This is a genomic window from Nocardioides sp. SRI_004 (assembly GCF_057586415.1).
The window spans coordinates 187,635-212,846 of record NZ_JBYCZV010000003.1; the positions used below are offsets into that span (position 1 = coordinate 187,635).

19 protein-coding genes are annotated in these 25,212 nt (G+C 72.9%); 12 read left to right on the forward strand and 7 right to left on the reverse strand.

What is annotated here, in order from left to right; all coding sequences use genetic code 11:
- The first annotated feature begins 25 nt into the window (after positions 1–25).
- Positions 26–610, forward strand: coding sequence for a GNAT family N-acetyltransferase (locus AC2YHB_RS04930; RefSeq protein WP_179650909.1), 585 nt, complete (start codon positions 26–28; stop codon positions 608–610).
- Positions 611–624: 14 nt separating this feature from the next.
- Here AC2YHB_RS04930 and AC2YHB_RS04935 read toward each other — a convergent pair whose 3' ends face one another.
- Complete coding sequence (locus AC2YHB_RS04935; protein WP_036542496.1) at positions 625–1,050, reverse strand: hotdog fold thioesterase; 426 nt, start codon at positions 1,048–1,050, stop codon at positions 625–627.
- Between the two features lie 41 nt (positions 1,051–1,091).
- Between AC2YHB_RS04935 and polA the strand changes: the two genes are divergently transcribed.
- Positions 1,092–3,797: a DNA polymerase I gene (gene polA, locus AC2YHB_RS04940; protein WP_036542499.1), complete on the forward strand. Its 2,706-nt coding sequence runs from the start codon at positions 1,092–1,094 to the stop codon at positions 3,795–3,797.
- Here the strand turns inward: polA and AC2YHB_RS04945 are convergent.
- Positions 3,794–5,044, reverse strand: a complete 1,251-nt coding sequence (locus AC2YHB_RS04945) for a lipopolysaccharide biosynthesis protein (RefSeq protein WP_242530628.1) — start codon at positions 5,042–5,044, stop codon at positions 3,794–3,796. The genes polA and AC2YHB_RS04945 overlap by 4 nt on opposite strands.
- Positions 5,045–5,141: 97 nt before the next feature.
- Between AC2YHB_RS04945 and AC2YHB_RS04950 the strand changes: the two genes are divergently transcribed.
- The 7 genes from AC2YHB_RS04950 (at position 5,142) to pgfA (ending at position 15,992) form a co-directional block, all read left to right on the forward strand.
- Positions 5,142–9,161, forward strand: coding sequence for an alpha-(1->3)-arabinofuranosyltransferase domain-containing protein (locus AC2YHB_RS04950; RefSeq protein WP_487353579.1), 4,020 nt, complete (start codon positions 5,142–5,144; stop codon positions 9,159–9,161).
- Positions 9,158–10,930 carry a hypothetical protein gene (locus AC2YHB_RS04955; protein ID WP_487353580.1) on the forward strand — a complete coding sequence of 591 codons (1,773 nt, stop codon included), beginning with the start codon at positions 9,158–9,160 and terminating at the stop codon, positions 10,928–10,930. The genes AC2YHB_RS04950 and AC2YHB_RS04955 overlap by 4 nt, the downstream gene beginning before the upstream one ends.
- Before the next feature lie 10 nt (positions 10,931–10,940).
- The gene (locus AC2YHB_RS04960; protein WP_487353581.1) at positions 10,941–12,635 is read left to right on the forward strand and encodes an MmpA family trehalose lipid delivery protein; all 1,695 of its coding nucleotides are present in this window, start codon (positions 10,941–10,943) and stop codon (positions 12,633–12,635) included.
- 53 nt (positions 12,636–12,688) lie between these two features.
- Entirely contained in the window at positions 12,689–12,820 is a 132-nt protein-coding gene (locus tag AC2YHB_RS04965; protein WP_257026939.1) for a hypothetical protein, read from the forward strand.
- A 98-nt stretch (positions 12,821–12,918) separates the two neighbouring features.
- Entirely contained in the window at positions 12,919–13,758 is an 840-nt protein-coding gene (locus tag AC2YHB_RS04970) for a glycosyltransferase (protein WP_179650917.1), read from the forward strand.
- The gene (locus AC2YHB_RS04975) at positions 13,755–14,987 is read left to right on the forward strand and encodes a glycosyltransferase family 4 protein (protein WP_487353582.1); all 1,233 of its coding nucleotides are present in this window, start codon (positions 13,755–13,757) and stop codon (positions 14,985–14,987) included. The genes AC2YHB_RS04970 and AC2YHB_RS04975 overlap by 4 nt, the downstream gene beginning before the upstream one ends.
- A gap of 12 nt (positions 14,988–14,999) precedes the next feature.
- On the forward strand, positions 15,000–15,992 hold the full coding sequence (pgfA, locus tag AC2YHB_RS04980; RefSeq protein ID WP_179650921.1) for a cell envelope lipid trafficking protein PgfA: 993 nt from the start codon (positions 15,000–15,002) through the stop codon (positions 15,990–15,992).
- A gap of 24 nt (positions 15,993–16,016) precedes the next feature.
- On the opposite strand, the gene AC2YHB_RS04985 is transcribed toward pgfA, so the two are convergent.
- The 4 genes from AC2YHB_RS04985 to AC2YHB_RS05000 all read right to left on the reverse strand — a co-directional run bounded on the left by AC2YHB_RS04985 (position 16,017) and on the right by AC2YHB_RS05000 (position 21,567).
- Positions 16,017–17,018 (reverse strand): hypothetical protein, encoded by a 1,002-nt coding sequence (locus tag AC2YHB_RS04985; protein WP_179650923.1) that lies wholly within the window; start codon positions 17,016–17,018, stop codon positions 16,017–16,019.
- A complete protein-coding gene (locus AC2YHB_RS04990; protein WP_487353583.1) occupies positions 17,015–17,713 on the reverse strand; it encodes a class I SAM-dependent methyltransferase in 699 nt (232 codons plus the stop codon). The genes AC2YHB_RS04985 and AC2YHB_RS04990 overlap by 4 nt, the downstream gene beginning before the upstream one ends.
- Positions 17,714–17,743: 30 nt before the next feature.
- Positions 17,744–20,629, reverse strand: a complete 2,886-nt coding sequence (locus AC2YHB_RS04995) for a beta strand repeat-containing protein (RefSeq protein ID WP_487353584.1) — start codon at positions 20,627–20,629, stop codon at positions 17,744–17,746.
- Between the two features lie 110 nt (positions 20,630–20,739).
- Positions 20,740–21,567 (reverse strand): class I SAM-dependent methyltransferase, encoded by an 828-nt coding sequence (locus AC2YHB_RS05000; RefSeq protein WP_487353585.1) that lies wholly within the window; start codon positions 21,565–21,567, stop codon positions 20,740–20,742.
- A 146-nt stretch (positions 21,568–21,713) separates the two neighbouring features.
- On the opposite strand from AC2YHB_RS05000, the gene rpsA reads away from it, so the two are divergent.
- Both rpsA and AC2YHB_RS05010 read left to right on the forward strand, forming a co-directional pair.
- A complete protein-coding gene (gene rpsA / locus AC2YHB_RS05005) occupies positions 21,714–23,192 on the forward strand; it encodes a 30S ribosomal protein S1 (RefSeq protein ID WP_036542519.1) in 1,479 nt (492 codons plus the stop codon).
- A 326-nt stretch (positions 23,193–23,518) separates the two neighbouring features.
- The gene (locus AC2YHB_RS05010; RefSeq protein WP_036542521.1) at positions 23,519–24,463 is read left to right on the forward strand and encodes a helix-turn-helix domain-containing protein; all 945 of its coding nucleotides are present in this window, start codon (positions 23,519–23,521) and stop codon (positions 24,461–24,463) included.
- A gap of 17 nt (positions 24,464–24,480) precedes the next feature.
- Here the strand turns inward: AC2YHB_RS05010 and AC2YHB_RS05015 are convergent, their stop codons facing one another.
- Positions 24,481–24,708 (reverse strand): hypothetical protein, encoded by a 228-nt coding sequence (locus AC2YHB_RS05015; RefSeq protein ID WP_179650929.1) that lies wholly within the window; start codon positions 24,706–24,708, stop codon positions 24,481–24,483.
- A 162-nt stretch (positions 24,709–24,870) separates the two neighbouring features.
- Here AC2YHB_RS05015 and AC2YHB_RS05020 point away from each other — a divergent pair, with 162 nt between their 5' ends.
- Entirely contained in the window at positions 24,871–25,206 is a 336-nt protein-coding gene (locus AC2YHB_RS05020) for a hypothetical protein (protein ID WP_036542527.1), read from the forward strand.
- Positions 25,207–25,212: the final 6 nt, after the last annotated feature.

The window sequence follows — 25,212 nt, forward strand, 5'->3', positions numbered from 1 at the left end:
TTGGGTGAGGAAGGCAGGGACCCACATGAGCCGCTACTCGCTGACCACGCGCGTTGCCACGCGGGAGGACGCACCGGTCCTCGCGGAGCTGTGGAGCGACGCCGTCCGGCGCGCCGACCGCTCCGAGCAGTCCGCCGACCTCGAGCTGGTCGTCAAGGGGGCGGCCGCCTCGCCGGAGCAGCGCGTCGTCGTCGTCGAGTACGACGGCCAGCTGGCCGGCGCCGTCTACCTCCGGGTCACGACGCTCTCGCCGCTCAACCTCGAGCCGTGCGTCCAGGCGATCCACCCGCGCGTCTTCGACCAGTTCCGCCGCCACGGCGTCGGCCACACGCTGATGGAGGCGGCGACCTCCTTCGCCGAGGAGAACGGCATCCTCCACGTGGTCACCGCGGTCCCGCACTCCTCGCGCGACGCCAACCGCTTCATGGCGCGGCTCGGCCTCGCACCGGTCGTGATGTACCGGATCGCGCCGACCACGCTGCTGCGCAGCCGGGTCTCCCCGCAGCGCTCCGCGCTCGGCGCCGACAACGGCCGCACCAAGGTGCTGGCCGCGCGCCGTTCGCTGCGCCGCGCCCGCGCGGAGCGCCTCGCGACGCTCCCCGAGGTCTAGGCCGGCCCCCGGGCTCAGCCCTTCGGGGTCGGGTCGCGCTCGATGAGCGCGCAGGTGATCCGGGAGGTGCACACCCGCCGGCCGTCCTCGTCGGTGATCGCGATCTCGAAGCTCGCCATCGTCCGGCCCAGGTGCAGCGGCGTGGCCACGCCGGTCACCAGCCCCTTGGTCGCGGAGCGGTGGTGGGTGGCGTTGATGTCCGTGCCGACGGCGAACCGGCCCTCCGGCGCGTTGAGCGCCGCGGCGACCGACCCCAGCGTCTCGGCCAGCACGACCGACGCGCCGCCGTGGAGGAGGCCGTAGGGCTGCGTGTTGCCCTCGACCGGCATCGTCGCGACGACCCGCTCGGGAGTGATCTCGACGAGCTCGACGCCCATCCGCTCGTTGAGGGCGCCCATGTTGGCGCGGAGGAAGTCGGCGATCTCGGCGTTGCTCGTCATGGGCTGGAACGATAGTCGGCGGGCATCGGTAGAGTCGCCGGGTGCCCGAGACTGTGCCCGGTTCCCAGCGCCCGCGACTCCTCCTGCTCGACGGCCACTCGCTGGCCTACCGCGCCTTCTTCGCCCTGCCGGTCGAGAACTTCTCGACCGCCACGGGACAGAACACCAACGCCGTCTACGGGTTCACCTCGATGCTGGTCAACGTGCTGCGCGACGAGCAGCCGACCCACGTCGCGGTCGCGTTCGACGTCTCCCGGCAGACCTTCCGCACGGAGGAGTACGCCGAGTACAAGGCCAAGCGCAACAAGACGCCGAGCGAGTTCAGCAGTCAGCTGCCGCTGATCGAGCGGATGCTGACCAGCTTCTCCATCCCGTTCCTCAAGCTCGAGGGCTACGAGGCCGACGACATCATCGCGACCCTCGTGACCCAGGCGCTGGCCGACGAGACCAGTGGCCTGGAGGTGCTGATCCTCACCGGTGACCGCGACTCGCTCCAGCTGGTGACCGAGCGCTCGACCGTGCTCTACCCGATGCGCGGCGTCTCCGACCTGGCCCGGATGACGCCGGCCGCCGTCGAGGAGAAGTACGGCGTCCCGCCGCACCGCTACCCCGAGCTGGCCGCCATCGTGGGGGAGCAGAGCGACAACCTGCCCGGCGTCCCCGGGGTCGGTGCCGGCTTCGCCGCGAAGTGGATCAACACCTACGACGGGCTCGACAACGTCATCGCGCAGGCCGACAAGATCACCGGCAAGAAGGGCGACGCGTTCCGCGAGCACCTCGGCGACGTGATCCGCAACCGCCGCCTCAACGCCCTGGTGCGCGACCTGCCCCTCGGGGTGGCGATCGACGACTTCGCGCGCACCGACTGGGACCGCACGGCCGCGCTCGAGCTGCTCGACGAGCTGGAGATCCGGGGCGAGCTGCGGACCCGGATCCTCGACGTGGTCGCGCCCGCCGAGGACGTCGCCGTCGAGGCGGGTGTCGAGCTCGAGGGCACGACCCTGGCGCCCGACGCGGTCGCCGGCTGGCTCGACGCCGCTGGCAAGGAGACGGTCGGCGTCAGCGTGCGCGGCTCGTGGGGGAGCGGCACCGGCCGGGTGACCGGCCTCGCGCTGGCCCTGCGTGACGGACGGGCGGCGTACGTCGACGTCGAGACCATGAGCCTCGCCGACGACCAGGCGCTGGCTGCCTGGCTCGGCGACGCGGAGCGCCCGAAGGTGCTGCACAACGTGAAGGGGCAGCTGCTGGCGCTGGCCGCCCAGGGCTGGCCGCTGGAGGGCGTGGTCGAGGACTCGGCCCTGTCCGCCTACCTCGTCGCGCCCGACCAGCGCTCCTACGACCTGGCCGACCTCAGCCTGCGCTACCTCCACCGCGAGCTCGCCCAGGCCGGCGACGAGGACCAGGGCATGCTCTTCGCGGAGGACGAGGCCGACGACGGCGTCGCCCGCAGCGCGATGGTGCAGGCCCGTGCGGCCCTCGACCTGTCGGCCGAGCTGGCCGACCAGGTGGAGAAGGCCGGCGGCCGGCGGCTGCTGACCGAGGTGGAGATGCCTCTGGTCGGCGTGCTCGCCGGTATGGAGCAGACCGGCATCGCCGTCGACATCGAGCACCTCGAGGGCCTCGAGGCGCACTTCGGCGAGGAGGTGCGCAAGGAGGCCGAGGAGGCGTACGCCGTCATCGGCAAGGAGATCAACCTCGGCTCGCCCAAGCAGCTCCAGGTCGTGCTCTTCGAGGAGCTCGGCATGCCGAAGACCAAGCGCACCAAGACCGGCTACACGACCGACGCCGACGCGCTGCAGGGCCTGTTCAAGCAGACCGAGCACCCGTTCCTGCTCCACCTGCTGCGCCACCGCGAGGTCATCCGGCTGCGGCAGACCATCGAGGGCCTGCTCAAGACCGTCCAGCCCGACGGCCGGATCCACACGACCTTCCACCAGACGATCGCGGCCACCGGCCGCCTGTCGAGCACCGACCCCAACCTGCAGAACATCCCGGTCCGCACCGAGGAGGGTCGCCGGATCCGGGAGAGCTTCGTCGTGGGCAGCGGGTACGCGTCGCTGATGACGGCCGACTACAGCCAGATCGAGATGCGCATCATGGCGCACCTCTCGGAGGACGAGCAGCTGATCGAGGCCTTCCGATCGGGGCGCGACTTCCACGCCGAGACCGCGTCGCGGGTCTTCGAGGTGGCGCCCGAGGACGTCACGCCCGAGATGCGGGCCAAGATCAAGGCGATGAACTACGGCCTCGCCTACGGCCTGTCCGCCTTCGGCCTCTCCCAGCAGCTCGGCATCGAGCCGCGCGAGGCCAGCGCGTTGATGGACGACTACTTCGAGACCTTCGGCGGCATCCGCGACTACCTCACGGGCATCGTCGACGAGGCCCGTCGCACCGGGTTCACCGAGACCATCATGGGTCGGCGCCGCTACCTGCCCGACCTCACCAGCGACAACCGGATGCGCCGCGAGGCGGCCGAGCGGATGGCCCTCAACGCCCCGATCCAGGGCTCGGCGGCCGACCTGATCAAGGTCGCCATGTTGCGCACCAAGGCCGCCCTCGACGAGGCCGGGCTGCGCTCACGGATGCTGCTGCAGGTCCACGACGAGCTCGTGTTCGAGGTCGCCGAGGGCGAGGCCGAGGCGCTCGAGGCGCTCGTGCGTGCCCAGATGGCCGGCGCGGCCGACCTGACGGTCCCGCTCGACGTCTCGGTGGGCACCGGCCGCAGCTGGCACGAAGCCGCGCACTAGGGCGTCGCGGGGGCCAGCCGGCGGTGCCGGAAGGCCTGCAGCACGATCAGCAGGACCACCACGAAGGCGTCGACCGCGGCCACGGTCAGCGCGAGGCCCAGCACGGAGTCGGCCATCGCGCCGGCGACGACCAGCACCACGACACCCGCCGCGATCAGGTACTTCGTGGCGCGGCCGCGCTTCGCGAGGCCGGCGTACACGAGCAGCTGGAGGACGGACAGCAGGCCGCCGAGGACGGCGAAGAGCCACAGCTGGTCCTGCACGCCCGAGTAGTCGTCGCCGCCGATGAAGACGAGCGCGAGCCCCGAGAGGACGTACGTCGCGGCGGTGCACGCCGCGCCGAGGCCGGCCAGCAGGCTCAGGCCCTTGAGCACCGCCTCACGGCTCTCCCCGTCGGTCGACATCGAGGGGAACAGGATCACCACGGCGAACTGGGGCAGGAAGAGCACCGCCTTGGTGACGATCAGCCCTCCGGCGTACAGGCCGGCGTCGTGCTCGTCGAGCACGCTGCGGGCGACGACGACGTCGAGGTTGGAGAGGGCGAGGAAGGCGAGCAGGGCGACCGCGCTGCCGAGCGTCTCCTTGAGCACGTCGCGGCGCACCGCGACGTCGTGGTGCTCGATGTCGTCGCCGGGCCGGTGGCGCAGCGCCCAGGTGCCGACGGCGACCGGCAGCCAGGAGGCGATCAGCACGCCGAGCATGGCGCTGGTCTCGGTCGCCGACACGAGCAGGAAGCCGCCGCCGAGCAGGACCCGCGGGACGCCGACGGTCAGGTAGACGAGGCTGAGCGGCAGCCAGCGGCGCTCGCCCTGCAGCACCCCCGCCTGGCCGCCCATCACGGTGACGGGGACGACGCAGAGCCCGAGCAGGATCGCCGGAGCCAGTCCGTCGAGGCGCAGCAGCTGCCACACCGCCGGCGCGGCGGCGAGCGCCAGCAGGCCGAGGATGAGCGCGGCGCGCCAGGTGGTGAGCAGCACGGTGCGCTCGATCGCGGCGACGTCGTCGGGCTCGGCCGAGATCCGGCGTGCGGCGGTGGCCTGCAACCCGAGCTGGACGACCGACAGCACCATGAGCAGCGCCATCATGCTGGCCACGGCGCCGTACTGGCTCGGCCCGAGCATGCGGGCGGCGACCATCTGGAAGGCGTAGGTGCCGATGTTCATGACCGCCATCGCGAGGGCGATCCCGGCCGTGCTGCGCAACAGCCGCATGACGCGCGACTGCGTGGCCTCGACGGAAGTCGTCACGCCTGCAGGGTAGGCGGAGGGGCGGTAATCCGGAGATTCGACCCACGCCCCAATACAGTGACGCACGCCACGGGGAGGTGGCGACGGGAGTGGTGGGATGAGCGAGACGGACGCGCAGCGCGGCACGGCACGGGGCATCGCCCTGACGCTGTATGCCGTCGTGGCCGTGCTCATGCTGCTCCAGCAGCCCGGCGCGACCACCTACGACACCCGGGCCGAGCTGACCCAGCGCCCCGGCGACTTCCTCGCGGGCGCGTTCACGCTGTGGCACCCGGAGTCGAACTTCGGCGAGTTCCAGAACCAGGCCTACGGCTACCTCTTCCCGCAGGGCACGTGGTTCGTGCTGATGGACCTGCTGCACGTGCCGGACTGGGTGGGCCAGCGCCTGTGGTCGGCGCTGATCCTCGTCCTCGCCTGCGAGGGCGCGCGCCGGGTGGCTCGGGCCGTCGGCCTGGGCGAGCTCGCGGCCCTGCTCGCGGGCACGGTCTTCGCGTTCTCGCCGCGCCTGCTCGGCACCGTCGGTGTCCAGACGGCCGAGTCGCTGCCGGGGGCCGTGATGCCGTGGCTGGTGCTCGCCGTCGTCCTCCACCTCCGCGGCCGGCTCGGCGCTCCCGCGGCCGCGCTGCTGAGCGGTGCCGCCGTCGTGTGCATGGGCGGCGTCAACGCGGTCGAGACCGCGGGCTCGCTGCCGCTCGCCGCGATCCTGGTCGTCTGGGGCGTGCACCGGGGACTCGCCGGGTGGCGCTTCGCCGCGGGTTGGGCGGCGGTCGTCGGCGCCGCCTGCCTGTGGTGGGCGGTCCCGCTGCTCCTGCTGGCGCGCTACGCCCCGCCGTTCTACGAGTACGTCGAGAGCGCGGGCGACACGACCGCGCTGGTGGGCTGGTCGGAGTCGGCGCGCGGTGACTCCTCGTGGCTCGGCTACCTGCTCTCGGGCGACCAGCCGTGGTGGCCGGCCGCCTTCCACCTCGCCAACGAGCCGCTACTGGTGGTCGTGGCGGCTGCCGTCGCCGCGATCGGGCTGGCCGGCCTCGTACTCGTCGAGAGCGACCTGCGCCGCCCGCTCCTGCTCGCCGCGCTGCTGGGCCTGGGCTGCCTGACCGTCGCGCACGGCGGTGTCGCGGGCTCGCCGCTGGCCGACCCGGTCCGCACGCTGCTCGACGGCCCGCTCCAGATCTTCCGCAACGTGCACAAGATCGACCCGGTGGTGCGGCTGCCGGTGGCGATCGGGTTCGCGACGGCAGCGCAGCGCGGTGTGGCGCTGCTGGTCGCGCGCCGGCCCCGTCTCGCCGGCGCGCACCGCGCCCTGCTGGTGGTGCCGCTCCTGCTGGTGGCCGTGCTCGGCCAGCCGCTGCTGCTGAACCAGACCCGCACACCCGGGTGGGAAGCGATCGACGCGCCCTGGCAGCAGGCCCGGAGCTTCCTCGCCGAGCAGGACGCGGGCCGGGTGCTCGTCGTACCCGGCTCCAGCTTCGCCCAGCAGGACTGGGGCTGGACCATCGACGAGCCGCTCGCCATCCTCGGCGGGACCGACGTGGTCTCGCGCACCCAGGTGCCGCTCGTTCCGGGTGAGACCATCCGCTACCTCTCCGCGCTCGACCAGACCATCGCGACGGGTCGGGCCACCGAGGCGCTCGCCGACGAGCTGGCCCGGGTGGGCATCACCCATGTGGTGCTGCGCCGCGACCTGCTCCGCGCCCAGACCCGCTCGCCGCATCCCGGCGGCGCCGCCGTGTCGCTCGCGCGGGCGGGCCTGGAGCGCCTCGCGGGGTTCGGTACGACGAGCGACGGCGCGGCGGCGGTCGAGGTGTTCGGGGTGCCGCACCGCCAGGACCTCCTCCAGGCGACCGATGCCGACGACGTGGTCACCGTCCGCGGGACGCCGGAGAGCGTGCTCGCGCTGCAGGGGACCGGCGTGCTCGCCCCGGGCCGGGCGACGGTGCTCGAGGGTGAGCCGGGCTGGGACGCGGCCGCGGACGTGGTGACCGACGGCGACCAGCGCCGCGAGCGCGCCTTCGGCAACAACGACGAGCCGCTGTCGGTGCTGATGGGGCCGCGCGACGACTACCGCGTCGAGCGCGCGGTCCACGACTTCCCCGCCGGTCCGTCACAGGCCCCCGTCGTCGCCGGGTACGACGACGGGCTGGCCGGCGTCTCGGCGTCGAGCGCGCAGGGCTACGCCGACAACTACGGCCCGGTGATGGTCGAGTCGGGCCCGCAGGCGGCCGTCGACGGCGACATCGACACCCGGTGGGTCAGCTCGGGGATCGGACGTGCCGACCGCCAGTGGCTGCGCCTCGACCTCGACGGTGAGCAGGCGGTCCACGAGGTCACGGTCACCCCGGTGGCCGACGACCGGTTCGTCGTACCCATCCGGGAGATCGAGGTCGTCGCGGGGGAGCAGCGGGTCCGCGCGCGGGTCGGTGCGGACGGGGTCCCTGTCCGCGTCCGCCTCGACGGCAGCCCGGTCGACCGGGTGGAGGTCCGCGTCGTGGAGGCGGCGACCGACGCGCGGGCGGCCCGGGTCGGCCTGCGCGAGGTGCGCCTCGACGACCGCACCCCGACGCGCACCTTCGTCCTCCCCGGCACCGTTCCCGACGGTGCGGGACTGGTGTTCTCGGCCGTCCCGGGCCGCCGTGCCTGCACGATCACGCTCGGGCGCCCCGACTGCGACGTGGCGCGGATCCGCGGCGCGGAGGAGCGCGGCGGGATGGACCGCAGCTTCACGACCGACGGCGGCGCAGCCGTGCGGATCAGCGGCCACGTCGTCGCCCGCAGCACGCCGGAGGCGGCGCGGCTGCTGGAGCCGCTCGACCCCGACCTGACGGTGGGCGCGACGTCGGCCTTCGGCCAGGACCCCAAGGTCTCGAGCCGGTTCGCGCACGACGGCGAGCCCTCGACGGCGTGGGTCTCCGACGACTCCGACCTCTACCCGACCCTCATCTTCGAGTGGCGGCGCCCGCGCACGATCCGCGCGCTCACGGTCGCCCGGGCGGGCCTGCCCGGGGAGCCGCGAACGGCGGTCGTGACCGGCGACGACGGCGAGCCGCAGCGGATCGAGCTCGGCACCGGCGCGGAGCAGGAGCTGGAGGAGCGGATCCGGACCCGCCGGCTGACCATCCGCTTCGAGAAGGAGCCGGGCTTCGGCCACGTCGTCGTTCCCGACGTGTCCCTCGTCGGCGCCAATGTCGTCCGCCCCTTCTTCGCCGACACCCCGACCGGCGCGATCTGCGGGTTCGGCCCCGAGATCGAGCTGGACGGTCGCGTGGTCAGGACCAGGGTGACGGGCACGATGGCCGACATCGCCAACGGCAGCCCGATGACCCTCGAGGCCTGCGGCGACGTCGACCTCGCGGCGGGAGCGCACCGGCTGGCCGTCGTACCCAATGCGGAGATGGAGGTGCTCGACCTGGTTGTCGTGCCGGACGACACCGCTGCCGCGGCGGACGACGCGGGCCGCCGCGTCGAGGTGACGCGGTGGGGGAGCACCCACCGCTCGGCGCAGGTCGCGGCCGGCCCCGACGCCGTCCTCCACCTGCCGGAGAACTTCAACGAGGGCTGGGTCGCCGAGGTCGACGGCCGGCGCCTGAAGGCGATCCGGGTCGACGGCTGGCAGCAGGGCTGGCTCCTGCCGGCCGACGGCGCGGTCGACGTCGAGCTGCGCTACACCCCCGAGCGCGTGTACGACGTCGCCCTGCCTGCCGGGCTGGCGGTCAGCGGCGGCGTCCTGGTCGCCGGGGTGGTCGCGCTGGTCCTCGTGCTGTGGCGCCGGCGCTCCTCACCGGCACCGGAGCCTGCGCCGTGGCCGGACGCGGAGCCCTGGCGCCTGCCGGCGTGGCTGGCGACCCTCGGCGCCGCGGTCCTGCTGCTCGGCCCGGTGGCCGCCCTGGGACTGCTTGCGGGGAGCCTGCTGGTTGGTGGTCTGGTCCGCCGTCCGGTGGCGCTCGGCGTCGCGGCGGGCGTGCTGGTGCTGGCGTCGGGCGTCCTCGACGCGTGGACCAGCGCCCGGGTCGTGGCCGACCTCGCCGACCTGTCCGCCGCCGCGGCCGTCGGCCTCGTCGCCGGCCTGGTCCTCGGCGCGCCACGGCGCCCCCGCCACCGGGCGGAGGTGGGCTCGTGACCAGCAAGAGGTTCGCCGCCTGGCGCGGCGCGCAGGGACTCGCCGCGCTCGGCATCGTCGCCGTGACGGCGCTCGTGCGCGGCTGGCTGCTGGCCGGCTCCTACTTCAACCAGGACGACTTCTACATGACCGGCCGGGCCGCCGAGTCCGACCTGACGTGGGACTACCTCGTCCGCGACTTCGCCGGCCACGTCAACCCGCTGCAGCAGCTCACGCTGTGGGTGGTGGCCCACGGGGCGCCGTACCAGTGGCCGGTGCTGGCCGTCGGCATCCTGCTCGTCAACCTGCTCGCCGTGGTGCTCGCGTGGCTGATCCTGAGCCGGCTGCTGCCGGACCGGTGGTCGCGGGTGGTGCTGCTCGCGGTCTTCGCGTGGACCCCGCTGACACTCGTCTCCACGCTGTGGTGGAGCGCGTCGATGTTCCTGTGGCCGCACGTCACCTGCTCACTGGCGGCCGTGTGGCTGCTCGTGCGGTGGAAGCAGGAGGGCGCGCCGGTCCGCCACGTGCTGGCGATCCTGCTGGTGACCGCGGTCGGCCTGCTCTGGCACGAGCGCTCCGTCCTGATCCCGCCGCTGGTCTTCGGCGTCGCGGTCGCCCTGGCCGACCGGGCGACCGGCTGGCGCCGGGTGAGGGCGGCGCTGCGCGACCACGCCTGGCTCTGGGGCGGCATGGTCGCGCTCGTCGGCGGCTTCCTCGTGGCGCACTCCCGACTGACCCAGGTCGAGGGCGGCGGCGGTACGCCGAGGCAGCTGCTCGGCGTCACGTGGTCATTCCTGGGTCGCAGCGCCGTCCCCGGCCTCGCCGGCGGTCCGTGGACCGGAGAGATCGACGGCGGCGCCGTCCGGCCGGCGACGTGGGTGACGGTCGTGAGCCTGCTGCTCGCCGCCGTCGTGCTCGCGCTGCTCCTGCGCGGCGGCGGTCCTGCCCGGCGGTGGGCGCTCGCCGTGCTCCTCGGCTACGTCGCCGCCGACACCGCGCTGCTGCTGAGCGGCCGCGCTGCGTTCGGCGCGGTCATCGGCCTCGACCCGCGCTACTCCTCCGACATCCCGCACGCGGCGGTGGTCTGCGCGGCGCTGGCGTTGCGCGGCGGCCCGCCGGGCCTCGGCTTGGTCCGGCTGGCGACCGTCCGGGCCCGCGTCGTCGGGGCCGGGTGCGTGGTGGCGGCGTACGCGCTCGCGGCGGGGTTCGGCACCGCACTGCTGGTGCCGCACTTCCAGAACAAGGCCGACCGTGCGTTCGTCGAGGCCTTCCGGGCCGACCTCGCGGCCGATCCCACCCAGGTGGTCTTCGACGAGCTCGCGCCTGCGGAGCTCGTCCTGCCGCTCGTCGGCGACGACTCGCGCTACTCCCACATCTTCGGCCCGCTGCCTGAGCACCCGGCGTTCGACGAGCCGAGCCCGCGGCTGCGCGTCGTCGGTCCCGACGGCCACCTGCGGCCGGTCACCTTCGACGGCACGGTCGACGCCGTGCCCGGGCGTGACGGGGACTGCGGTCACGAGTTCACCTCGGCGGCCACCTCCGTTCGCTTCGCGCTGCCGGTCGAGGGCCGGCTCGTCATGCGGGTGCAGTACTACAGCGACGCCGAGTCGACCGTCACCGTCGCGGCGGGCGACTGGTCGGAGCGGTTCCTCGCCCGCCGGGGGCCCAACGAGGCCTGGCTGGTGCTGCCCGACCTGCCCGGCCCGGTCCCGTCGGTGGCGATGTGGAGCGACGGGACGGTGCCGGTGTGCGTCACCGACGTCGCGGTCGGCCTGCCGGAGCAACCATGAGGGGCGAACCATGAGGAAGCAGCTGCCCGACCTCGCGGTGACCGGTGCCGTCGCGCTCGTCGTGCTCGGCCCGCTCCTGCTCGGCAGCGGCTTCTGGCTCGTCGGCGACATGGTCTTCGTGCCCGACCAGCCCTGGAAGCCCGCCTGGCTGGGCCTCGACGGGGCGCTCCCGCGGGCGGTGCCCATGGATGCGCTCGTCTCGCTGGCGTCGTATGTCATCCCTGGGGCGCTGGTGCAGAAGGCGCTGCTCCTCGGGGGCTTCCTCGCCGGCGGGCTGGGCATGGCGCGCCTGGTGCGCGAGCAGGCGTGGTTCGCCCGGGCCGCGGCCATCACGCTGTTCTGCTGGAACCCGTGGGTGCACGAGCGACTGCTGATCGGCCAGTGGGCGATCCTGCTCGGCTACCTGCTGCTGCCCTGGGTCGCGCTCGCCGCCCTGCGCCTGCGCCGCAACCCACGTGACCCCGGCAACCTGGCGCCGGCCGCCGTCGTGCTGGTCCTGTCGGCCGTGTGCAGCCCCTCGAGCGGGGTGATGGCGGTAGGCGTGCTCGCGGTGCTCGGCCTCACCCGTGACCGCCGGGGCTGGTGGCGCGTCGCCCTGGTGGCCGTGGTCGCGAACCTGCCCTGGCTGGTGCCCGCGCTCACGGCCGATGCGGTCCGGGTGTCCACCGACGGGGTGTTCGCCGGCTTCGCGGCTCGCGCCGAGTCGGGCGCGGGCACGCTCGCCAGCGTGCTGTCGCTCGGCGGGATCTGGAAGACGTCGATCCTCGCGGGGGAGCGGGCCAGCGCCGTGCTGGTGCTGCTGTCCTGCCTGCTGTCGATCGCCGCCCTCGGCGGCCTGTGGCGGGGCGCGCCCGACCGGGTGCGCTGGCTGGGCCTGGGGGGAGCCGCGCTGGTGCTGGCGCTGCTGCCGACCGTCAGCCCCGGTGCGGACCTGCTCGAGGGCCTCGGCTCGGCCGTGCCCGGCGTCGCGCTGCTGCGCGACTCCCACCGCTTCCTCGCCCCGCTGGGCCTGGTGCTGGCGGTTGGCGTGGCCCATGCGGTCACGCTGGTCCGCGCACGGGTACGGCCCGGTCGGGGTGCGCTCTGGAGCGGTGTGGCACTCCTCGTGGTGGCGCCCGTCCTGCTGCTGCCGAGCCTGGCCTGGGGCGGTGGGGGCGAGATCCAGCGGTCGTCGTACCCGCGGGCGTGGGCGGACGTCGCCGACATCGTCGGCCCGGACGACGTGACCGTCGTGCTGCCGTGGGCGGGGTCCTACCGCGGCTTCGACTGGAACCACCGCCGCGCCGTCCTCGACCCGGCGCCCCGGTTCCTGCCCGGCACGGTGCTGGTCGACGACAGCGTGCGGCTCACCGACATCGTCGTGCCGCCCGAGGACCCGCGGGTGGTCGCCGTCTCGCGGGCCCTCGACCAGGCGGACCCGGCTGCCGCGCTGCGCGAGCAGGGCGTGCGCTGGGTGCTGGTCGAGGAGGGCATGGGCGCGGTCGACACGCCCGACGCCCCGGTGCGCTACGACGCCGGCGGGCTCATCCTGCTCGACCTCGCCGCCGACGGGCCGGTGGCGACGGGGGAGACGGACGTGCGGCCCGGGATGGCCCGATGGCAGGAGATCCTCGTGGCTTTCGGTCACGGTTTGGCGTTTCTTTTGCTTTTGGTTGCCGTGACATGGATACTCCGACCAGGGAGTAACGGGCGTCACACCACATGATGGACATGGGGGGAAGTGGCGCTCTGTGCTGGTCTTTGGGAGGGGACCTGCGCATGAACATCATCATTTCGACCATCGTCGGCGCGCTCGCCTCGACGGTTGTCCTGGTCGCTGGCGTCAACGCCGCGAACAACGACCACAAGCCCGTCAGCAACGACAAGCTGTACAGCTACTCGGACCAGTAGCCCGTCTGGTCGGCCGTCGTCCCTCGTGACGGCGGGCGGCTTCGTCATACGTCCTTCTGGGAGGGGGGACGTCTGAGCAGACGGCTTGGGAGGGTCCGATGCTGCAGATCGTCATTCCGGCGTTCAACGAGGAGCGCCGCCTGCCGCGCACCTTGCGTGAGCTGCGCCGGTACGCCGCCGCGCACCGCGGCGTGCTCGGCCACGTCGAGGTGATCGTGGTCGACAACGCCAGCAGCGACGCCACCGCCGAGGTGGCCCGCGCGGCGAGCACGGCCGCGCTGCCCGTGCGCGTGGTGCGCTGCACCCGTCGCGGCAAGGGCGCCGCGGTGCGGGCCGGCCTGCTGGCCACCGACGCCGACCTGGTGTGCTTCATGGACGCCGACGGCGCGACCGGGCTGGACGCCCTGGAGGTCGCGTGGCGCCGGGTGCTGCTGGGCGCCGAGGTCGTCATCGGCTCGCGCGCGCTCGCCGGGAGCGAGACCGAGGAGCGGCACTGCCGCACCAGGTCGCGGGGTGCCGCGGTCTACCGCCGGCTCGCCGGCCGGCTCGTGCCCGGGATCGCCGACACGCAGTGCGGCTTCAAGGTCTTCCGCGGCGACCTCGTCCGCGAGGCCGTGCGCGACCTCGACACGGCCGGCTTCTCCTTCGACGTCGAGCTCCTCGTCCGCCTGCGGGCGGCGGGCGCGCGGATCGAGGAGATCCCGGTCAGCTGGGTCGACGTGCCCGGCTCCACCTTCGTCCCCGTGCGCCACGGCGCGGGTGCCTTCGCCGAGCTGGCGCGGATCGCGTGGTCGACGCGCGGCCTGCAGACGTCGGGCCCCGGCAGGGTGGCGGTCAGCACCACGCGGTCCCCCATGCCGCTCCCCGCTGTCGCTGCCCTGCCGGCCGTCGTCGCGGTCCCCGTGCTGGCCTCGATCACCCCGCGGAGCCACCGGTGACGGCGGGCACGCTGGCCGGCCGGCGCATCGTCGTCGTCAACTGGCGCGACCTCGACCACCGGCAGGCCGGTGGTGCGGAGATCTACGCGTGGCAGTTCGCGCGGGCTCTGCGCGAGGCGGGCGCCGACGTACGCTTCCTGACCGCGCGCGACGCCGGGCAGTCCGCTGCCGAGGAGCGCGAGGGCATCGCCGTCGTGCGCGGGGGGAGCCGCAGCGGCTTCATCCCGTTCGCGCTCGGCTGGCTGCTGCGCCACCGCGACGAGGTGGACGCGGTGATCGACCCGTCCTGCGGGCTGCCGTCGTTCTCGCCGCTCGTGCTGCGCCGCTCGACGCCCGTGCTGCTCGTCGTGCACCACGTGCACCAGGCGCAGTTCACCGCCCACCTGCCGGCCCCGGCCGCCGCGCTCGCGCGCTGGCTGGAGCGGGTGCTGATGCGGCGCGTCTACCGCCGCCGGACGGTCGCCGCGGTCTCCGCGTCGACCGCGGCCGAGATGCGCGAGCAGCTGGGCTGGACCGGCGACATCCGGATCCTGGCCAACGGCGCCGACCTCCCGTCGTACGACGCCGGGCGGGCCGTCGCGAAGGACGCCGACCGGATCGCCGTGCTGGGCCGGCTGGTGACCCACAAGCGCGTCGACCTCGCCCTCGAGGCGGTCGCCCGGGCCCAGCACAGCGCCGAGCTCGCCGGGCGGGAGCTGCACGTCGATGTTGTCGGCCAGGGCCCGGACCGGGACCGGCTGGAGGCGCGCGCCGCCGACCTCGGCATCGCCGACCGGGTCACCTTCCACGGCTACCTCAGCGAGGCCGGCAAGCACGCCGTCCTGGCGCGTGCGTCGGTGCACGTGTGCGCCTCCGACGCGGAGGGCTGGGGGCAGGCCGTCATCGACGCGGCCGCCCGTGGCGTGCCGACCGTCGCCCGCGACGTCCCCGGGCTGCGCGACTCCATCCTGCCGGGCGAGTCCGGCTGGCTGGTCCCCGACGACGCCGACCACCGGGTCGTCGTCGACCGCCTCGCGGCCGCCCTCGGTGACGCGCTCGTCACCACCCCGGACCCGTCCACGCGGGTCCGCCGAGCGGCTGCCTGCCTGGCGTGGGCGGCCCGCTTCGACTGGTCGCGGATGCGTGCGGACGCTCGCGACCTCACCACCGAAATGATCACCGAGATGCTCACCGGCGGCGCCACGTCGTCCGGTCTCCACCACCCACGCGACGCTCGCGTGGCCGTCTGAGAGGTGCTGTCCATGCGCAGCAAGATTGCGGCCGTTGCCATCGGGCTCGGCGTGTTCATGATCGTCGCGGCCGGTCTGGTCCGGTTCTACGCGTACCCGACCCTGGCCACCGTCCCGCCGGACTACGAGGGCACCACCCTGCTCGAGGCGAAGGGGGCTCAGGTCCTCAACTTCGAGACCTACCAGGCCGAGACGCACGACCTGGACATCAGCTCGTACACCGTCGCCTACGAGGAGCCCAAGGCTCCGGACGGTGTCGTCAGCTGGGTCAACTCGACGACGGTGAAGCGTGAGGACGGCTCGGTCTTCCAGCAGACGCGGGAGCGGGCGCCCTTCGACGCGGTCAGCGGCGCGGCGTCGGACTGCGACGGCTGCGAGTCGTGGACCGAGGTCAAGGACGACGACCAGACCACCGAGGAGCCGACCGCTCGCGAGGGCCAGGTCTACAAGTTCCCGTTCGGCACGGAGAAGAAGGACTACGGCGTCTGGGACGGCACCGTCGGCAAGTCGGTGCCCGCGAAGTTCGAGGGCACCGAGAAGATCGACGGCCTCGAGGTCTACAAGTTCGTCCAGACCATCGAGCCCACCATGGTCGAGACCCGCGAGGTCCCGGGCTCGATGTTCGGCTCCTCGGAGCCGGGCGTCCAGGCGGAGATGTGGTACGGCATGACCCGCACGTTCTTCGTCGAGCCGCAGACCGGCTCGCCGGTCGACCGTGTCGAGGAGCGCCTGCAGGAGCTGCGCTTCGAGGGCCAGAGCGTGCCGGTCTTCAACGCCACCGTGCAGTACACCGACCAGCAGGTCGACGACCTGGTCAACGGCACCAAGGACGAGACCGGCGCCAAGACCAACGCGATGCTGCTGGGCGGCCTGCACTTCCTGTTCCCGCTGCTCCTCGTGCTGGTCGGCCTCGCCCTGCTGGCCGGTGGCCTGGTCGCGGGTGGCAAGGCCCGGGCCCGCCGCCACGCGGGCGCCGACGAGAAGAAGACGCTGGTCAACGCCTGACAGCGCCCCCAGGGACTCCTCTTTTCACAGGAGGGAGACGACGGCCTCGAGCAGCTGCTCGAGGCCGTTGTCGTTCCACGACGACGCCCGCCCGCGCAGGGTGAGGGTCGTCGTGCCGTCGTGCCCGACGGCCCCGAGGGACAGCCCGGTGCCGCCTGCGGTCACCGGGTGGAAGGACAGGGCCCGTACGCCGGGGGCGGTGACCTCGCCCAGGTGCGAGACCAGCAGCGTGGAGCCGAGCCGCGGGGCGAGCGCCCTGAGGCCGGCGGCCGCGGCGCGGGCCAGCAGCGGGTTGCCCCCGCCGGCGGGCGGGGTCTGCACCGGCGCGCTGGCGAGCGCCGCCGCGATGCCCTCGGCGTCGAGCTGCTCGACGTCGGTGAGCCGGAGCAGGACGCTGCGGTCGGCCACGGGCGCCCCGGCGCCGGTGGGCTGGTCGCGCACGGCGCCGACGGCGATCGCCACGTGGGTCGCCGACCGGCCCCAGGCACGCTCGTGCGCGACGACCGCGCGGGTCGCCGCGTCGACGAGGGCCGCTGTTCGGTGCGTCCCGGGCAGGGTGCGCTCGACGAGGACGTCGCCGGTGCCGGTCACGCGCCCCGGGGGTGGGGTCACCCGGGCCGGCGGGTGCAGCAGGGCCTCCCGCAGCCGCCGGGTCGTGGTGCGCGCGGCGCCACCGGTCGTCGTACGGGCTCCGACGCCGCGGGCGCCGGAGCGCACCGGCCCGGCGCCGAGCCGCTCGAGCAGGGTGAGCAGGCCGAGGCCGTCGACGGCGCTGTGGTGGGCGGACAGCACGAGGTGGCGACCGGACACGCCCACGAGCAGTGGCGCCGGGTCGGCGTCGACGAGTTCGCGCTGGAGCGCCCCGAGGTCCTCGCGGACGCGCAGCGGCGGGGGAGCGGGCCACTCCTGCGCCGCGGTGATCGCCGCGAGCCGGTCGCCGACGTCGGCGCGGTCGGGCGGCTCGGCCAGCCGCGCCGTCAGCAGGATCCGCCAGCCGATGCCCGGATCGGCCACCCACCCGGTCACGGCTTGTGGGCCACCACGACCAGGCTGACGCCCGGCAGCCGCTTGAGGGGGAGGACCCGCTCCATCCCGACCCCGGCGCGCAGGCCGGCGTTGAGGACGGGGTTGACCGCCTCCATCTCGCTCTCGGGCGCGTCCTTGTTGCGTCGCCGGGCCCGCACGACCGGCCGGAGCAGGACGTTCCACGACCAGAGGTCGTCGATCACCAGGCCGGCGCCGCGCACCAGGTCGGCGAGCTGGTCGCGCTCGTAGCGTCGGACGTGGCCCAGGGCCACGTCGTGCCCGCTCCACAGCGCCATGCCCGCCGGTACGGCGACCAGCACCCGGCCGCCGGGACGCAGCACCCGCGCCGTCTCCGCAGCGACGGCCACGTCGTCGTCGATGTGCTCCCAGGCGTCGGTCGACATGACGAGGTCGACGGACGCGTCGGCGACGGGCAGCGCCCGTCCGTCGCCCTGCACGACCGGGATGCCGCGTGACGCGGCGATGTCCGCGCCGGTGGAGGTGTACTCCACCCCGATCGCCTGCCAGCCCATCTCGCGCAGGACGACGGTGTTGCCGCCCATCCCGCACCCGACGTCGACCGCACGACCGGCGGGCCAGTCACGGACGGTGCGACGGACGAGGGCGCGACGGGCGGCGTACCACCAGTGCTTGCGCTCGAGGGCAGCCGAACGTGCGATCTCCTCCGCATCCACGCGGCCACCCTAGTTGGCGCTCAGCGCGAATCAGGCGGCCCAGGTCGGGTCGGCCTTGATCCGGATCTCGCGCCCGTCGTTGGCGCCACCCCAGTCGGTGTCGGCGCGGGTCGGGTCCGAGCGGTGCTTGCTGTAGCGCCAGTTCGCGCTGCCCGTGACCTCGACCTTGTCGCCGAGGCCGTCGCCGTCGGTGTCCTTCTTGGTCGGGTTCGACTTGCGCGTGGTCAGCAGGTACCAGCCGCCGTACTTCTTGGTGCGCTTCACCCGCTGGTTGATCTTCGTGCCGACGACCTCCTGGCGGTCGCTCAGCCCGTCGCGGTCGGTGTCCTTGGCGCACGGGTTGGTCCGCACGACGCCGATCGACCTGCCGTTGACCGGCTTGCCGCGGTTGGTGAAGACGACCTGCTTGACGTTGATGCCCTTGACCTCGGGCCCGTCGACGAGGCCGTCGCCGTCGGTGTCCTTGCGCAACGGGTTGGTGTGCCCGGTGCTGCACCCGGTCGGGCCGTTCAGCTCACGGGTGTCGGTGAGGCCGTCGCCGTCGGAGTCCGCCTTCAGCGGGTCCGTGCCGGCGGCCTTCTCCGCGCCGTCGTTCAGCCCGTCGTTGTCGGAGTCCGCGTCGGTCGGGATCGTCCCGTCGGTCACCTCGACGCCGTCCTCGACGCCGTCGTCGTCGGTGTCCGTGTCGTTCGGGTCCGTCTGGTGGGTGTTGACCTCGGCGCCGTCGGTCAGGCCGTCGTCGTCGGAGTCCGCGTCGTCGGGGTCGGTCCCGTTGGTGATCTCCTCGTCGTTGGTGAGGCCGTCACCGTCCCGGTCGTTGCTCGGTACGTCGTCCGCGGGCGCGGCCACCGGGTTCGTCCCGTTCGCGACCTCGGCGCCGTCGGTCACGCCGCCGTCGTCGGTGTCGGGGTCGAGCGGGTCGGTGCCGTGGGTGTGGACCTCGGCGCCGTCGGAGAGACCGTCGTTGTCCGAGTCGCTGTCGTCGGGGTCGGTGCCGGCGGTCGCCTCGTCGGCGTCGCTCAGGCCGTCGCCGTCCGCGTCGCCCGTCGCCGCGACGTCGTCGGCCGGGTCGTCGACCGGGTTGGTGCCGTTGTCGACCTCGGCGCCGTCGTTCACGCCGCCGCCGTCGGTGTCGGCCACGTTCGGGTCGGTGCCGGTCGTGTTGACCTCGGTCCCGTCGGAGAGGCCGTCGTCGTCGGAGTCCGCGTCGGCCGGGTCGGTCTGGTGCACGGCCTCCTCGGCGTCGGTGAGCCCGTCGCCGTCGCCGTCGGTCGACGGCAGGTCGTCGGCGGGGTCGTCGACCGGGTCGGTGCCGTTGTCGACCTCGGCGCCGTCGGTGGCGCCGCCGTCGTCGGTGTCGGGGTCGAGCGGGTCGGTGCCGTGGGTGTTGACCTCGGCCCCGTCAGCGAGCCCGTCCTGGTCGGTGTCGGCCGCGGTCGGGTCCGTGTGGTGGGTGGTGACCTCGGCGCCGTCGGTCAGGCCGTCGTCGTCGGTGTCGGGGTCGTCCGGGTCGGTGCCGGCGGTCGCCTCGTCGGCGTCGCTGAGCCCGTCGAGGTCGCGGTCGTCGTCATCGAGACCGTTGAGCGGGTCGGTGCCGTTGTCGACCTCGGTGCCGTCGTTGACCCCGCCGTCGTCGGTGTCGGCGTCGGTCGGGCTGGTGCCGGTGCCGGTGTCGGGGCCGCCGGCGTCGGTGTCGAGCTCGTCGCCGTCGGTCAGGCCGTCGTCGTCGGTGTCCGCGTCGGCGGGATCGGTGGTCCAGGTGTGGACCTCGGCGCCGTCGGAGATCCCGTCGTCGTCGCTGTCGGTGTCGTTGATGTCCGTGCCGTACGTCGCCTCGTCGGCGTCGCTCAGGCCGTCACCGTCGGTGTCGGTGGCCACGACGGGCGTGCACTCCACCCCGCCGTTCGGTGCGGCGGCCGCGACGTCGCCGGCGCCGACGGCCAGGTCGACGTCGGCGAGGGTCGCGAGGGCCGTGGTGACCTGGAGGCTGACCCCGACGACGGCGTCCTGCGAGCCCGCGCCGTTGGCGGCCGCGGAGGAGTCGGTGAAGGTGCCGACGCCGACCGAGAGGTCCACGGAGGTGCCGAGGATGCCGAGGTCGACCGGGATGGCGACAGGGGAGGTGGCGGTCGAGGGGATCGACGCGACCTCGGAGCCGCCCACGCTCACGACGACCGTGTAGTTGCTGCGGCTCGCGGTGCCCGTCGTGCCGTCGGACTCCGCGGTCGTCACCACGTCGTCGGAGACGTGGATGGTGACCACGCCGCCGAGCAGGGAGATGTCGCCGACCGTCGTGGTCACCGTGGAGACCACGTCGTCGCCGCCGGTGGCGTCGGGGACCAGCGCGGTCTCGGAGACCGAGTCGACCGCGCCGACCTGGGCGACGGAGCCGATGCCGGCGAGGTTCACGAGCGTGACGCCGGCGGTGCTCGCCTCCGCCTTGCCCAGCAGGCGCGCGCCGCCGGCGAGCGCCGGGCAGGCCGCGTCGCCGGCGTAGTGGGCCTCCACCTGGCCGTGGACGACGGTCGCTGCCGCGATCGGCGCGAGCGGGACGGCGAGCAGGTCCTGGCCCGTCGAGGGTGCGTCCGGCGCGGCGACCGCGCCGATGCTGTCGACCGTGATCGGCAGGCCGCCGAGCAGGTCGGCGTCCACGTTGGCCGCCTGGGCGGTCACGTCGTTGCCGCCGCGGCTGCTGTCGACGTCGGTGTGGCTGTGTCCGACGGGCACCTGGGCGAGGCTGCCCAGGAGGCCGAGGTCGGCTCCGACGTACACGAGGTCGCCGTGGGCGGTCCCGGTGTAGGTGGCCGGCAGCGGCGCTGCCGTCGCGGAGGTGGCCGGGACGGCGAGGACGAAGGTCCCCGCTGTCGCCAGCGTGGTCAGTGACAGCGCCGCTCGGCGCAGGTGTGCTCCCGACATGCGGCCAATATGGGCGCCCCGTGCGGGGCGGGAACACCGGCGGCGGCGCGCTTTGGCCGAACGGCGGCAAAGACCCCCCGGACGGAAGCAGGCCGGCTGGCCGGGGTGGACTAGTCCACCCGGGACCAAAGGTCCGATCCGAAGATGGCGGTACCGGGTGTGAGAACACCGCGCTCGCGCGACCAGCCGCCCCACAGCCGCTCGTGGTCGGCCGGCCACTCGGGCTCGAGCAGGGTGGTCAGCCGGAACCCGTGGCCGGCCAGCAGCGCGACCCAGTCGCCGAGGGTGCGGTGGTGCTCGACGTACGACGTCGTGCCGGTCTCGTCGTCGACCTCGACATAGGGCGTGCGGTCCCAGTAGGACTGCGACGCCGTGAGGCCCTCGGTCGTCGGGTCGTCGGGGAACATCCAGCGCGTCGGGTGGGTGATCGAGAAGGCGTAGCGGCCGCCCGGGCGCAGCACCCGCGCCGTCTCGGCCACTGCCCGGTCGATGTCGGCGACGAACTGCAGCGCCCCGAAGGAGGAGAAGACGATGTCGAAGCTGTCGTCGGCGAAGGGGAGGTGGGTCGCCGTACCCCGGACGCTGGGGACCGCGACGCCGCTCATCTCGTCGATCCGCCGCGAGTGCTGCAGCTGGCGGTGGGAGAGGTCGAGGCCGAAGGCCCGCCCGCCCCGGCTGCGGATCCAGCGCGAGCACTGCCCGGCGCCGGAGCCGACCTCCAGCACGTCGCGGTCGCGGACGTCGCCGAGGATGCCGGCCTCCGCCTCGGTCAGGCCCTCGGGGCCCCACAGGAAGCCGACGTCGCCGAGGAACTCGCCGTGGGTCGCCTGGTACTCATCGGCGTAGCGGTCCCAGTCGGCGCCGTTGGCGCTGCGTGACTCCTTCTCGTCGGCGTCGCGTCGATGGGCGGTCACCGGGCGTTGCGGCCACTCCTGCACGGGGGAGAGCGTAGTGCCGCCAGTTGGACCGGCGTACGCCGGGACGGGTACTCTGGAATGTCTGTGTCCACACAGGACGCTGACCCGTGCCCCGATCGGGACCCGGCTCCAACCTACATCTGCCCATCCAAGGACTGTCCTTCTCTATGACCAGCACCCTCTCGACCCCGCTCTCGAGCCACTACGACGACAACGCGCCCCAGGTCGCGGTCAACGACATCGGCTCGGAGGCGGACTTCCTGGCCGCCATCGACCAGACCATCAAGTACTTCAACGACGGCGACATCGTCGACGGCACCATCGTCAAGGTGGACCGTGACGAGGTCCTGCTCGACATCGGCTACAAGACCGAGGGCGTCATCCCCTCGCGCGAGCTGTCGATCAAGCACGACGTCGACCCGTCCGAGGTCGTCCAGGTGGGCGACAAGGTCGAGGCTCTCGTCCTCCAGAAGGAGGACAAGGAGGGTCGCCTGATCCTGTCCAAGAAGCGCGCCCAGTACGAGCGCGCCTGGGGCACGATCGAGGAGATCAAGGAGGCGGACGGCGTCGTCGAGGGCACCGTCATCGAGGTCGTCAAGGGCGGCCTCATCATCGACATCGGCCTCCGGGGCTTCCTCCCCGCGTCGCTCGTCGAGATGCGCCGGGTCCGCGACCTGCAGCCGTACGTCGGCCAGACGCTCGAGGCGAAGATCATCGAGCTCGACAAGAACCGCAACAACGTGGTCCTGTCGCGCCGCGCCTGGCTCGAGCAGACCCAGTCCGAGGTTCGCCACGGCTTCCTCACCCAGCTCCAGAAGGGCCAGATCCGCAAGGGTGTCGTGTCCTCGATCGTCAACTTCGGTGCGTTCGTGGACCTCGGCGGCGTCGACGGTCTCGTCCACGTCTCGGAGCTGTCCTGGAAGCACATCGACCACCCGTCCGAGGTCGTCACCGTCGGTGACGAGGTCACCGTCGAGGTCCTCGACGTGGACATGGACCGCGAGCGTGTCTCCCTGTCGCTGAAGGCGACGCAGGAGGACCCGTGGCAGCACTTCGCGCGGACCCACCAGATCGGCCAGATCGTCCCCGGCAAGGTCACCAAGCTCGTTCCCTTCGGCTCGTTCGTGCGGGTCGAGGAGGGCATCGAGGGCCTGGTCCACATCTCCGAGCTGGCCGAGCGCCACGTCGAGATCCCGGAGCAGGTCGTCCAGGTCAACGACGACGTCATGGTCAAGATCATCGACATCGACCTCGAGCGTCGTCGGATCTCGCTGTCCCTCAAGCAGGCCAACGAGACGACCGCCGCGGTGGACGTCGAGGAGTTCGACCCCACGCTGTACGGCATGGAGGCGACCTACGACGAGCAGGGCAACTACGTCTACCCCGAGGGCTTCGACCCGGAGACCGGCGAGTGGCTCGAGGGCTACGACGAGCAGCGTGCGAAGTGGGAGGAGCAGTACGCCAAGGCGCACGCCCGCTGGGAGGCGCACGTCAAGCAGCAGGCCGAGGCCAAGCAGGCCGAGATCGAGGCCGGCGAGGCCAGCTCGTACTCCTCCGCTCCGGCCGAGGACACCAGCGGCGGCGGCTCGCTCGCTTCCGACGAGGCGCTGCAGGCGCTCCGCGAGAAGCTCACCGGCGGCAACTGATCTGCTGATCAGCCGCTAGCAAGCAGCACAGAAGCCCCGACCATCCGGTCGGGGCTTCTGGCTTTTTTTGGGGGGTGGGGATCGGAGGGTGGTCGAGGTGCGAGTTAGCGAGCCTCGACACCTCAGTCGAACCAGGCGGCACGGCGCGGGGCGCTCATGCCGTCGTGGCGGACCCAGGAGACGAGGACGCCGAGGGCCGCGATCAGGATCAGGAGGATGAGTGCGGTGGTCATGGCAGAAATCATGCTCTTGTCGGAATCCTGCCACCAGTGGCAGAAAAGCCGTGCTGCGTTGATTTCCTGCCATTGGGGTGCGACAGTGGGCGGGTGAGCCTCACCAACGTCGCGGTGATCGCCTTCGACGGCGTCGCCCCCTTCGAGCTCGGCATCCTCTGCGAGGCGTTCGGCATCGACCGGACCGAGGACGGCGTCCCGCCGATCGACTTCGCGGTGTGCGCCGAGGACGACCGCCCGCTGCAGACCTCGATGGGCTTCACCATGCAGGCCCAGCACGGCCTGGACCGGGTCGCCGAGGCCGACCTGGTCGGCATCCCCGCCATCAAGGAGGTCGAGGCCTCCCCGGCGGTGATCGCCGCGATCCAGGCTGCCTACGAGCGCGGCGCCCGCCTGATGTCGGTGTGCAGCGGCTCGTTCATCCTCGGCCAGGCCGGCCTCCTCGACGGCCGCGAGTGCACGACGCACTGGATGCACACCGAACGCCTGCAGGCGCAGTTCCCTCTCGCGAAGGTGATCCCCGAGGTCCTCTACGTCGACGCCGGTCAGGTCGTCACCGGCGCCGGCAGCGCCGCCGGCCTCGACGCCGCGCTCCACATCTGGCGCCAGGAGCACGGAGCCGCCGTCGCCAACACCGTGGCGCGCCGGGCCGTCGTACCTCCCTACCGCGACGGTGGCCAGGCGCAGTACATCGCCCGCGCCGTCCCCGACTGCGACGCCGACACCCTCGGCCCGCTGCTCACCTGGATCTCGCAGAACCTCAACGAGGACCACGGCGTCGAGGCCCTCGCCAAGCGCGCCCTCATGTCCCCGCGCACCTTCGCCCGCCGCTTCCGCGACGAGACCGGTACGACGCCCCACACCTGGATCACCCGCCAGCGCGTCGCCGCCGCCGAGGAGCTGCTCGAGCGCACCGACCAGCCGGTCGAGTGGATCGCCTCCGAGGTCGGCTTCGGCAACGCAGCGACGCTGCGGCACCACTTCGTGCGGGTGCGTGGGGTGAGTCCGCAGAACTACCGGCGGCAGTTCGCCTGCTGAGCCTCGGCTCCTGAGGGTTACGCCGGGTCGGCTGGGGCGGAGCTCACCTGTCTCGAGCGCCGCCGGTCACCCAGAGCTCCGCCCGCAACGACGGCGGCGAGAACGACGAGACTGCTGGCCAGGCTCGTGCGGTCGGTCGGGGTGTCGTCGATTCCGACGAGGTCGAGCACGAGGGCAACCAGCACGATCGCAGCCAATGTCGCTAGTGCGCGCCACATCAGGCGGTGCAGCGACGAAGAGCTCATCGGACCACTCACCCTCGAACTGTCTCACAGGCGAGCCGATGTGGTAGCCCGATGCTTCCGTTGCGGGCGCGCCCGGCCTCCGGACGCTGAAAAGGTCTATGCCCGCCCGCCGGCACTAATGCGCGGAGCGCCGCAGAGTCGAGCGTTAATAGGGTCGGAGGTATGACCGATATCGACCTGTTAGTCGATGGCGAGCGAGTCGACCTGATCGACACCATTCGCTTGCTCCAGAGAGATCCGTATCCGGGCGGCCATCGCTATCGACTAATCCTCAGCGGACGAGCTCTAACCGTTTACAACCGGTTCGAAGCCCAGAACTCCGTGTCGGAACGACCGCTCGATCCGGCCGCCATCTTCTTCGCCATCGAGAGCATCGCCGCGGGGATGTCCGGTGAGGGCCAGATTCCGCCCCGCTTCATCTTGAACACGGTCGATGAGGTCATTCGTGATGGTGATCAAGTGTCTGTCCAGGGGGTGTGCTCTCTACCGATCCATTGACCGCGC